Source organism: Aquimarina addita (assembly GCF_039539305.1).
Classification (GTDB): Bacteria; Bacteroidota; Bacteroidia; order Flavobacteriales; family Flavobacteriaceae; genus Aquimarina; species Aquimarina addita.
This window is the reverse complement of the sequence record NZ_BAABCW010000014.1, coordinates 39,871-51,120: the sequence shown is the minus strand read 5'-3', so window position 1 is coordinate 51,120 and position 11,250 is coordinate 39,871. Positions and strand designations below refer to the sequence as shown.

Genomic DNA, 11,250 nt, shown 5'->3' with positions numbered 1-11,250 from the left:
TTTGATTACTGAGGTAGTCTTACTCCAAAATAGCTAAGAAAATCATAAAACATTAATTTTAGAACTACATCATCACTACATCAATAAGTTAAAAAAGCAACATAAAATGCTGGTAAACTACTACTTCAAAAGCGTTGTAACACAAGTCTAAGCCACATAAATCTCTAATGATGTATTTTTTATGTACTTGCCCAAATCCTGAACAACAATAAAATATTATTAATTTGATAAAAATTTAACTTAATAATTAAATTATCACAAAATGAAGTGCTTATTAAATCATAGATCAAAATTCGATAAACGAATGATCAGAATAGTAATATGTATACTTACTATGTGTTTATTCCAAACCCTAAATGCTCAGGACACTACACTAATCACAGGCACTGTTACTGATATAGGTGGATTACCCTTACCAGGCGTTAACATTTTAATAAAAGGAACCAATATTGGTTCACAAACGGATTTTGATGGAAATTTTAGTATCGAGGCATCAAAAGGACAAACACTTGTGTTTTCCTACATTGGATTAGAGGCAGAAGAAACTGTTATTGGAGATCAAACGGAACTCTCTATTATAATGGACGCTAAAACATCCGAATTAGAACAAATAGTTGTCATAGGATATGGTAGTCAGTCAAGAGCATCCATCACTGGCTCCGTAGTATCTATAGCATCAGATGAAATTATAAAACAGCCTGCACTTACTGCCTTACAATCCATACAAGGAAAAGTTGCTGGTGTTAATATTATAGCAAATGATGCCCCTGGTGCCACGCCCACTGTTATTGTAAGAGGTTTAGGAACTGCACAAGCTGGTAGAGAACCTTTTTATGTTGTAGACGGTCAACCCATACAAGATATAAGAAGTATTAACCCTGCAGATATAGAGTCCATAGAATTTCTTAAAGGTGCTTCTTACGCTAATATTTACGGTATAAGAGCTGCCAATGGTGTTATTTTAATTACAACAAAAAAAGGAAAAAAAGGAAAAGCAGTTTTCAGTTTTGACTCTTTCTATGGAGTAAAAACAATTCTCAATCAAGTAGAAATGGCAAATGCAGCACAGTATACACAATACTTTAATGAAGAAAGTGCTGCTTCAGACGGTTTTTTGTTACAAGAAAATCAGAGATATGATACCGACTGGTATGACGAACTCATACAACTAGGTAGTACTACCAATCATAATTTCTCAGTTGCAGGTGCAGGAGAAAATATAGATTACTTCTTTAGTTATAACTTCTTAGAAGAAGAAGGGATAAACGACAGTAAATTTGGAAGAGGAACTATCCGTAACAACAATACGTACCATCTTTTTAAAGACAAATTCAGAATTACTCAAAATGTCAATATTACGTATACAAATCAAAATCCCAAGCCTTTTACAGCGTTCAATAATGCATATCGTCAATCACCATTAATACCTGTATATTATGATAATGGAAGGTTTGGACAATCATTTGTCAATCAAACAACAGGAATTGCAGGTTATGAAGCTGCAGAAGGAGAATCCGTTGGAAGATTGTACCCACACGGAAATCCAGTTTCCGAAATAGTATTTCAGGATGAAGATATCAATACCACTACCCTACAAGGGCAAATTACTGCAGCATTAGATATCACGGATTTTTTGACATTTACTGGTAGATTTGGAGCCACTCAATTTTATTCTAAACAAAATACATATAATCCCATTAGAGAACGATGGCTAAATGCTGATCCCAGAAGAACGATAGAAGAATTTGAAGCAGGAAGAATAGATACAGATGGTGATGGTATTATTTCTACAGAATTTGCAAACAACTCGCTGCAGGTTATCGATGAAGAGTATTACAGATGGAATCTGGAAGGGTTCCTTACATTTAATAAATCCTTTGGCAGGCATAACCTTTCCTCTACCTTAGGTATGAGTAGAGAAAATTTTGGAAGTAGAGAAAGAGTTACTGCTTTTGGATACGATGTTTTTGAAGAAGAAAGATTAAGAAGTTTAGGCAATAGGACCTCATCATTTTTTGACAACACTATAAATCAAGAATTTAATCAATCTACTAATCTTCAATCCTATTTTGGAAGAATAGAATATGATTTTGATCAAAAATACTTTATAAGAGCAGTAATCCGAAGAGATGGAACGAGTGATTTTGTAACAGGAGAAAATTTCTTTGATAATTTTCCTGCAGTTAGTTTAGGATGGACTATTTCTAATGAGAACTTTTTAAAAGATAACCCCACCCTGACCCATCTTAAAATCTTTGCTGGTTGGGGGCAATTAGGAAATGCAAATGTACCGTTTAATGTACAACAAGTGAATACGAATGCAGCCAGTGGTAATCAAAATTATGCTTTTGGACCTACACAAAGTCTAATTTTCGGGGCCTCCTTAGGAAGCCCCGTAGCGCCACTACAATGGGAAATAACTGAAGAATGGGAAGCTGGATTTGATTTCTCTCTTTTTAAAAGTAAGTTATCAGGAACCGTGGATTACTACAATAGAAGAAATACAAATGCTATAATCAATGTTCAGAATATACTTAACTCTCAATCTGAAGGTAATTTTCTGGCACAAGCTGCTGAAGTATCAAATACAGGTATAGAAGCTTTATTAAACTGGAAAGACCAGATAGGTAAAGATTTTAGCTACAACATCGGTATTAACTTTTCTACAAATGAAAACACTGTAGAAAATGTAACTCCTGGTTTTGATGGAGAAACTGGCGGCACACTGGTTAATGGACAAATCACTAAAAGATTAGCAGATGGAGAACCCTTATTTTCCTGGTGGCTACTAGAAGCAGATGGTGTCTGGCAAAATCAAGATGAAATTGATAATAACCCATCTGTAGGTAATGCCGCTCCTGGTCATTTGCGTTATGTAGATCAAAATGATGATGGAGTTATTGATGATAGAGACAAAAAATTCTTTGGTTCTTATCTTCCTACGTTCAACTATGGGGTAACCATTGGTGGGACCTATAAAAACATAGATTTCAGTATTGATGGTTTTGGTGTGGGTGGTAACAAAATCTATAATGGACTTGCAAATACACGATTAGGAGGAGAAAACATTACAGTAGAAACATTCAATAACAGATGGACAGGAGAAGGATCTACAAATACTGCACCCGGAGCAGACAGAGATGCTTTAGCTTCCTCTTATTGGTTAGAAGATGGAAATTACTTTAGAGTTAATAATATAACTGTTGGTTATACTATTGATGAAATATCAGTGATCAATAAAGCTCGTATTTATTTTACGGTACAAAACCCATTCATTATCACTCAATATTCTGGTTTTACTCCAGAATTAAACTATGATCTGGATGGTGATGAATATGGAGATCCAAAAGGAACTACAGGTATCGAATTATCTGCATATCCTACTACCCGAGCTTTTATATTAGGACTTAACTTACAATTATAAAAAAACGGAATTATTAAAAAACAACACTATGAATACAAGATCTAAATATTTAGTTCCCCTTTTGTTTTTAGGGATTTTTATGATAAGCTGTGATGATTTTGTGGAGGATGTAGAGGTCGTTTCCCCTACTGCTGAAGAAAGCGGTGAAGTCTTTGAGCCATTACAATTTGTAACAGGTGTATATGGGAGACATACGGATTTTGCATACGGATTTTCATTTCTTGGTATTACAGAAATTATCTCCGATAATGGAGATAAAGGAAGTTCCCCTACTGATACCGGAAATGATAAAAACTTATTAGATGGTTTAACGCATACCACATCAAGCGTATCTATCAGAGCCATGTGGACACAATGGTATAAAACTATTGGAAGAGCTTCCTTAGCTATAGAATACACAGAAACATTCGAAATGAGTGATGAAGCGTTAAGAGCAAGGCTCATTGCAGAATGCAAATTTCTAAGAGCTTTAAACTATTTCTGGTTAGTTCGGTCCTTTGGTGATATCCCATTACAGCATTTGGATATTATAAACAGAGTTTCTACTACAGAAGTATATGAATATATAGAACAAGATTTATTAGAAGCTATAGATGCGTTACCACAAAAAAGTGAATATGAAATTTCAGATTTAGGTAGAGTAACCAGAGGTGCTGCTCAATCCCTTTTAGCAAAAGTATATTTGTATCAGGAAAAATGGCAAGATGCTGCCGATATGGCTACTACTGTCATTAACTCAGGTCAATATGATTTAGCATCTGATTTTGCAACAATATGGAGAGCATCGGGAGAAAATGGTATAGAATCTATATTCGAGTTACAGGCACGAGGTGAGATTATAGCACATGGTATACAACAATACTCCACATCACAAGGTGCTAAAGGAACAAGTGGTTGGGGCTGGGGATTCAATACGCCATCAGAAGATCTTCTGAACGCTTTTAACGCTGCCGGAGATGATATTAGAAGAGATGCAACAATCATTTTTGCTGGCGAAACTTTATTTGATGGACGAGAAGTGAGTGCTTCTGTAGAAAACCCCAGGTATAATGAAAAAGCATATTCCAGTGCCAATGCGGGGAATGGTGATGGTGATAAAAACATAAGAATTCTACGTTTTGCAGAAGTTTTATTAATACAGGCAGAAGCTTTAAATGAGTTAAATCAATCTTCTGCTGCCATAAATGCTTTAAACAGGGTTCGTACCAGAGTAAATCTTCCGGATATTACTACTACCGATCAGGAATCATTAAGAGAATTAATCTGGAATGAAAGAAGGTTAGAGCTTGCTATGGAGCATGATCGGTGGTTTGATCTTATAAGAACCGGGCAGGCTTCTTCAGTAATGACAGCACACGGAAAACCGTTCATTACCGGAAAACATGAATTATTTCCGATCCCAAATGATCAATTGATTCAAACTCCTGATATGTCACAAAATCCAGGGTGGTAACAAAAAAAATAAATTTACTTTAATAAAACGATATGAAAAGAAATCTCCTGATACTGAAAGTTCTACTTGTATGCATGTGCATAAGTATAGGATGTAACAATCAAAAAAAAGAAACACTTTCAGCCACAGAAATACTGATTGAAGAAACACCAGATGAACCTATAGATGTACTTACAGATGAAGAATTATTAGATTTAGTTCAAAAACAGACATTCCAATATTTTTGGGAAGGTGGTGAAGCTAATTCTGGTATGGCAAGAGAGCGCATTCACCTTGACAATGAGTATCCTTCTAATGATTTAAATAATGTTACTACAGGAGGTACCGGGTTTGGATTAATGGCAATCCTTGTGGGAGTAGAACGAGGATTCATTACCAGAAGTCAAGCCTTTGAGCGTTTCAAAAAAATAGTAGCATTTTTAGAAAAAGCAGAGCGGTTTCACGGTGCCTGGTCACATTGGATTAATGGTGAGACAGGAAAAGTAAAACCATTTAGTGAAAAAGATGACGGTGGAGATCTTGTTGAAACAGCTTTTCTAATACAGGGGCTACTAACAGTATCAGAATATTTTAAAGATGGAAGTGTCGAAGAAAAAGAGCTTGTTAATAATATAAATACCCTTTGGGAAGAAGTAGAATGGGATTGGTATACTCAAAACGGAAAAAATGTATTGTACTGGCATTGGTCTCCTAAGTACCAATGGGAAATGAATTTTCCTGTAGGAGGATATAACGAATGTTTGATTATGTACATTTTGGCAGCATCTTCTCCTACGCACCCCATTGATAAAGAAGTATATGAACAAGGGTGGGCAAAAAATGGTGCAATATCAAATGGTACCGTTTACTATGGTCTGGATACAGAATTAGATCATTATGAGCATAATGAAGATGCAGTTGGCCCATTATTTTGGGCTCATTATTCCTATTTAGGATTAAACCCAAACGGACTAAAAGATCAATATGGAGATTATTGGAAACTGAATCAAAATCATGCTAAAATCCATTACTTATATAGTCTGGATAATCCAAAAAACTATGAGGGATATGGCGAAAACAACTGGGGATTAACTTCTAGCTATTCTATGTCGGGTTATAAAGGCCATCGACCAGGAAAAGATTTAGGAGTCATCTCGCCAACTGCTGCATTATCTTCATTTCCTTATACACCAAAAGAAAGTATGCATTTTTTAAGACATTTATATGAGAAACAAGACACGCTTATTGGTAAATACGGGCCTTATGATGCCTTTAGTTTAGAACATAATTGGTATTTACCAAGGTATTTATCAATTGATCAAGGGCCCATTACTGTAATGATAGAAAACTACAGAACACAGCTTATCTGGAACCTGTTTATGAAAAATGAAGATGTACTAAGAGGGCTTCAAAAATTAGGGTTTACACATGTTCCATAAAATAACAATAGTATTTTTAATCACAATCTTAGCAGGCTTTATCACCAGCGCACAAGAGGATCGAACGTATGATAAAGAGATATTTATCAAAGATTTAGATACGCTGCATTATCGTATTCTCTGGCCTGTAGACTTTTCTGAAAATAAAGAGTATCCCGTAGTTCTTTTTTTACACGGTGCAGGTGAAAGAGGTAATGATAATGAAAAACAATTGACCCATGGAAGTGATCTATTTCTAAATAATGAATTCAGTAGTGAATTCCCTTCTATACTCATTTTTCCACAATGTCCTGAGGATGATTATTGGTCTACTGTGAATATAGACAGAAATAAAAAAGGAAGAGAAAAATTCAATTTTAGTTATACAGAAAAACCGACTAAATCTCTAAGCTTAGTAATTGATCTAATGGATACCATGGTTCAAAAAAAGTATACTAAAGATAATCAGATATACATAGGTGGTTTATCTATGGGAGGTATGGGAACATTTGAAATGCTATACAGGAGACCATCGATGTTTGCAGCAGCATTTCCTATTTGCGGTGGCGGCTCCCCAAACGCCGCTTCTGCATATAGTAAGAAGGTAGCTCTTTGGGTCTTTCATGGAGCACACGATACCGTCGTAGACCCTACATTTTCGATAGAAATGGTACAGGCTATTTTAAAAAATGGCGGGTTCCCCAGATTCACATTATATGATTTTGCTAATCACAATAGTTGGGATGCTGCTTTTGCAGAACCAGGCTTATTACATTGGTTATATGCCCAAAAAAAAGAAAAAAATGAATAATTCCTTTTTCACACCTATCTGTACAAAATTATTAGTTTTTGTATGTTGCTTTTCATTTGCACAGAAAAAAACAACAGAGGTCAACAGTCAACTGTTCAAATTACAAATAGACTCTTTAATGTCATTAATGACATTAGAAGAAAAAATAGGGCAAACAGCAATGTATAGTGGAGGCTGGGACAAAACAGGCCCTACAATTAGTGATCATAACAGAACCTACATTAGAGAAGGAAATGTAGGTGCCATGCTGAATGTATATTCTGCAAAAGCTACAAAAAATCTTCAGAAAATAGCGGTTGAAGAAACACGGCTAGGAATCCCATTACTTTTTGGATATGATGTAATTCACGGACATAGAACCATTTTTCCTATCAACCTGGGTATGGCAGCAAGCTGGGATCTGGAACTCATTAAACAAAGTGCTAGAATTGCTGCAGAAGAGGCATCCGCAGAAGGAATCCACTGGACCTTTGCCCCTATGGTCGATATCGCCAGAGACCCCAGATGGGGACGTATTTCTGAAGGTGCAGGAGAAGATGTTTACTTAGGAAGTCAGATTGCTAAAGCATATGTAAAAGGCTTTCAGGGAGATGATTTAGCCGCTAATAATACGGTACTTGCCTGTGCAAAACATTTTGCAGGGTATGGAGCAGCTCAAGCGGGTAGAGATTACCATACCGTAGATATAGGTACCAACGAATTATGGAATACGTATTTACCTCCCTTTGAGGCAACTGTTAATGCTGGTGTGGCTACTTTTATGACAGCTTTTAATGAATTAAACGGAATTCCTGCTTCTGGTAACAACTTTTTATTCAGAGAAGTATTACGGGATACTTGGGATTTTAAAGGATTTGTAGTCTCTGACTATACCGCAATTAATGAGATGATTTCTCACGGTTTTGCTACCAATGAAAAAGATGCTGCACGTCTTGCCATGAATGCCGGCATAGACATGGATATGATGGGAAATGTAAACAAGCAATATCTTAAAGAATTAATTACAGAGGAGAAAGTAACAAAACAAACGGTGGATGAAGCATGTAGAAAAATATTAGAAACTAAATTTAAATTGGGATTATTTGATGACCCCTATCGATATAGCAACGCAACCAGAGAGAAAGAAACTATTTATAAAAAAGAGTATCTGGATGCCGCACGTAAATCAGCTGCTGCTGCTTCTGTCCTTTTAAAAAATGATAATAAGACATTACCAATAACACCTGATAAAAAAATTGCACTTTTAGGCCCCTTAGCTAAGGACGAAGAAAGTATTATTGGCAACTGGGCTGCGGCCGGAGATCGAACTGGAAAAGCAGTAAGTATCTATGAAGGCTTACTGGAATATGTTGATAAAAGAAATATATTGTATGCTAAAGGGTGTACAATTGATTCTACAGAAGCAGGGAATTTTGATCAGGCTATACGCATTGCAAAAGATGCAGATATAATTCTTTTGGCCATGGGAGAACATTATCATATGAGTGGAGAAGCAGCTTCCAGAACTAGTATTAAATTACCTGGTCTACAATCAGAATTTATTAAAAAGGTAGCCGCAGAGTTCCCAGACAAGCCTATAGTTCTCATTCTTATGAATGGCAGACCACTGGATCTATCAGAGGAACACCTGCTGGTAGATGCTATGCTGGAAACATGGTTTCCAGGTACCATGGGAGGAGCAGGTATTGCTGATATTTTGTTTGGTACTTATAATCCTTCTGCAAAATTACCCGTTACCTTTCCCAGAACTATAGGTCAGGTTCCTATTTATTATAATATGAAAAGTACAGGACGTCCCATTACCCCTTCTCATCCTTCAGAAGATTATAAATCTAATTACCTGGATTCTCCTAATACACCTTTATACACTTTTGGGTATGGATTGAGTTATACAGATTTTGAATATGAGGTTACTGCAAATAGTACGGTACTAACGCCATTATCTTCAATACAAGTAACGGCAGAAATCACAAATACCGGAGATTATGATGGAGAAGAAATTGTACAATTATATATTCATGACAAAGTACGAAGCACTACACCCCCAGTTAAAGAATTAAAGGGATTTCAAAAAGTTTTTATAAAAAAAGGAGAAAGTAAAAAGGTGATATTCACCATTACAACAGATGATCTAAAATTTTATAACCAACAATTAAAACAGGTAGCAGAACCTGGTGAATTTGAATTTTTTGTAGGTGGTAACTCAGAATTACCATATACACATCATTTTAAACTAGAGGAGAAATGAAAAACTTATTAAATGAACTACCTCAACCCAAGGGTAAAAGGTATCAAAATCAAGACCGCTTCGTTACAAGCGTCAGGAAACAAAATTCCTTTATCCAGATTATATACAATGCACCCGAGGCAGAGCGTCCAGGAATTTTATTGATTAAAGCTTCATCTATTAAGTAAACATTGTTTTAATACACTCATCATTTTAACAATCCTACCTAAAACGTATAAACATGAACAAAATAATTTTAACGCTTCTCATTTTCAGTTTCTTTTCCTGTACTCAAAAAAAAGAAATACAAAAAGATATTGTTGAAACTAAAAAAACTCCTAATATTATTTTCATTATGTCTGACGACCATGCAGCTCAGGCTATCAGTGCTTATGATCACCCTATTGGCAAGTTAGCCCCTACTCCTAATATTGATAGAATTGCAAAAGAAGGAGCACTTTTTTCTAATGCTTTTTGTACCAATTCAATTTGTGGACCTAGTCGGGCGGTTATACTCACAGGAAAGCACAGTCATATCAATGGGTTTCGTCAGAATGGAGAGATATTTAATGGTGATCAACCTACCTTACCCAAAATATTACAAACAGTAGGATATCAAACAGCAATGGTGGGTAAATGGCATTTACATGGATATCCGCAAGGTTTTGATTATTGGAATATTATTGAAGATCAGGGAAATTATTATAATCCTAATTTTATTAAAAACGGAGATTCACTTAGAATAAAAGGTTACGCCACGGATATTATTACCGATGAAGCCCTGCAATGGTTACAAAAGGAAAGAAAAGAAGATACACCGTTTTTTATGATGGTGCATCATAAAGCTCCACATCGAAACTGGATGCCAGCATTAAGACACCTTAACAAATATGATTCAATTCCTTTTCCGTTACCTGATACTTATTTTACTTCTCATGAGGGACAACAAGCAGCAAAAGAACAGCAGCAAACTATTTATAAAGATATGTATGAAGGTCATGATCTAAAAATGACGGTTGCAAAAGGAAGTACTACACTTGCCCATAATCCCTGGAAAACTGATTTTAACCGAATGACTGCAGAACAACGTAAAATTTGGGACGAAGCCTACTTGCCAAAAAATGATGCATTTCATACAGCAAATCTAAGCGGGAAAGCACTAGCTGAGTGGAAAGGGCAGCGTTATCTACAAGATTATCTTGCCACGATAGCTGCTGTAGATGAAGGCGTAGGAAAACTATTAGATTATTTAAAAGAAACTGGATTAGATAAAAATACGATTGTAGTTTATACCTCTGATCAAGGTTTTTATTTAGGGGAAAAAGGATGGTTTGACAAACGTTTTATGTATGAAGAATCACTAAGAATGCCTTTATTAATCAAATATCCGGAGGTGATTAAACCTAATACTAATATCGATGCCATGGTTCAAAATCTGGATTTTGCTAAAACCTTTTTAGATTTTGCAGGTGCTGCTGATCTCACAGATGAGATGCAGGGCGAATCATTTAGCGGGCTACTCAATGGTGATTTGAAAGAAGAAGATTTTAGAGATATCATCTATTATCATTACTATGATTATCCAGCTTTTCATATGGTAAAAAAACACTACGGAATTCGTACCAAACGCTATAAACTAATTCATTTTTATGATGATATAGATACATGGGAGTTTTATGATTTAGAAAAAGATCCCAAAGAAACAGAGAATCTTATTTATAACATTAAATATCAGAAAATGGTGGGATTGATGAAAACTAAACTCGACTCAGTTCAAACCGTATATGGTGTAACAGAAAAAGAGTTTGAGAAGGCTCCTACAGAAAAAATAGAAAAAGCATATAAAAACTTTGAGAAACTAAGAGGAAAATAATAAACCAAAAATTATAACAGCTAATACTTGGTCTTTGATAAGAACCGATCTCTAAAAATAAGAAG

At 35.5% G+C, this 11,250-nt stretch carries 6 protein-coding genes; all 6 read left to right on the top strand.

The genetic code is table 11. The features are described 5' to 3' along the window. The first annotated feature begins 304 nt into the window (after window positions 1-304). The gene (locus ABD816_RS15790) at window positions 305-3,424 is read left to right on the top strand and encodes a SusC/RagA family TonB-linked outer membrane protein (protein ID WP_344929033.1); all 3,120 of its coding nucleotides are present in this window, start codon (window positions 305-307) and stop codon (window positions 3,422-3,424) included. Between the two features lie 28 nt (window positions 3,425-3,452). After that, entirely contained in the window at window positions 3,453-4,877 is a 1,425-nt protein-coding gene (locus ABD816_RS15785) for a RagB/SusD family nutrient uptake outer membrane protein (RefSeq protein WP_344929032.1), read from the top strand. Window positions 4,878-4,951: 74 nt separating this feature from the next. Then, on the top strand, window positions 4,952-6,295 hold the full coding sequence (locus ABD816_RS15780; RefSeq protein WP_344929031.1) for a glucoamylase family protein: 1,344 nt from the start codon (window positions 4,952-4,954) through the stop codon (window positions 6,293-6,295). After that, entirely contained in the window at window positions 6,285-7,085 is an 801-nt protein-coding gene (locus tag ABD816_RS15775; RefSeq protein WP_344929029.1) for a carboxylesterase family protein, read from the top strand. Before ABD816_RS15780 ends, ABD816_RS15775 begins: the two co-directional genes overlap by 11 nt. Then, window positions 7,078-9,333, top strand: a complete 2,256-nt coding sequence (gene bglX, locus ABD816_RS15770; protein WP_344929026.1) for a beta-glucosidase BglX — start codon at window positions 7,078-7,080, stop codon at window positions 9,331-9,333. The genes ABD816_RS15775 and bglX overlap by 8 nt, the downstream gene beginning before the upstream one ends. A 220-nt stretch (window positions 9,334-9,553) precedes the next feature. Next, complete coding sequence (locus ABD816_RS15765) at window positions 9,554-11,185, top strand: sulfatase family protein (protein ID WP_344929024.1); 1,632 nt, start codon at window positions 9,554-9,556, stop codon at window positions 11,183-11,185. Window positions 11,186-11,250 lie beyond the last annotated feature (65 nt).

What these genes read in the sequence shown, in the direction of transcription:
- bglX (WP_344929026.1), top strand. Translation starts at nt 7,078, where the DNA reads ATGAATAATTCCTTTTTCACACCTATCTGTACAAAATTATTAGTTTTT.
- ABD816_RS15785 (WP_344929032.1), top strand. Translation starts at nt 3,453, where the DNA reads ATGAATACAAGATCTAAATATTTAGTTCCCCTTTTGTTTTTAGGGATT.
- ABD816_RS15765 (WP_344929024.1), top strand. Translation starts at nt 9,554, where the DNA reads ATGAACAAAATAATTTTAACGCTTCTCATTTTCAGTTTCTTTTCCTGT.
- ABD816_RS15780 (WP_344929031.1), top strand. Translation starts at nt 4,952, where the DNA reads ATGTGCATAAGTATAGGATGTAACAATCAAAAAAAAGAAACACTTTCA.
- ABD816_RS15775 (WP_344929029.1), top strand. Translation starts at nt 6,285, where the DNA reads ATGTTCCATAAAATAACAATAGTATTTTTAATCACAATCTTAGCAGGC.
- ABD816_RS15790 (WP_344929033.1), top strand. Translation starts at nt 305, where the DNA reads ATGATCAGAATAGTAATATGTATACTTACTATGTGTTTATTCCAAACC.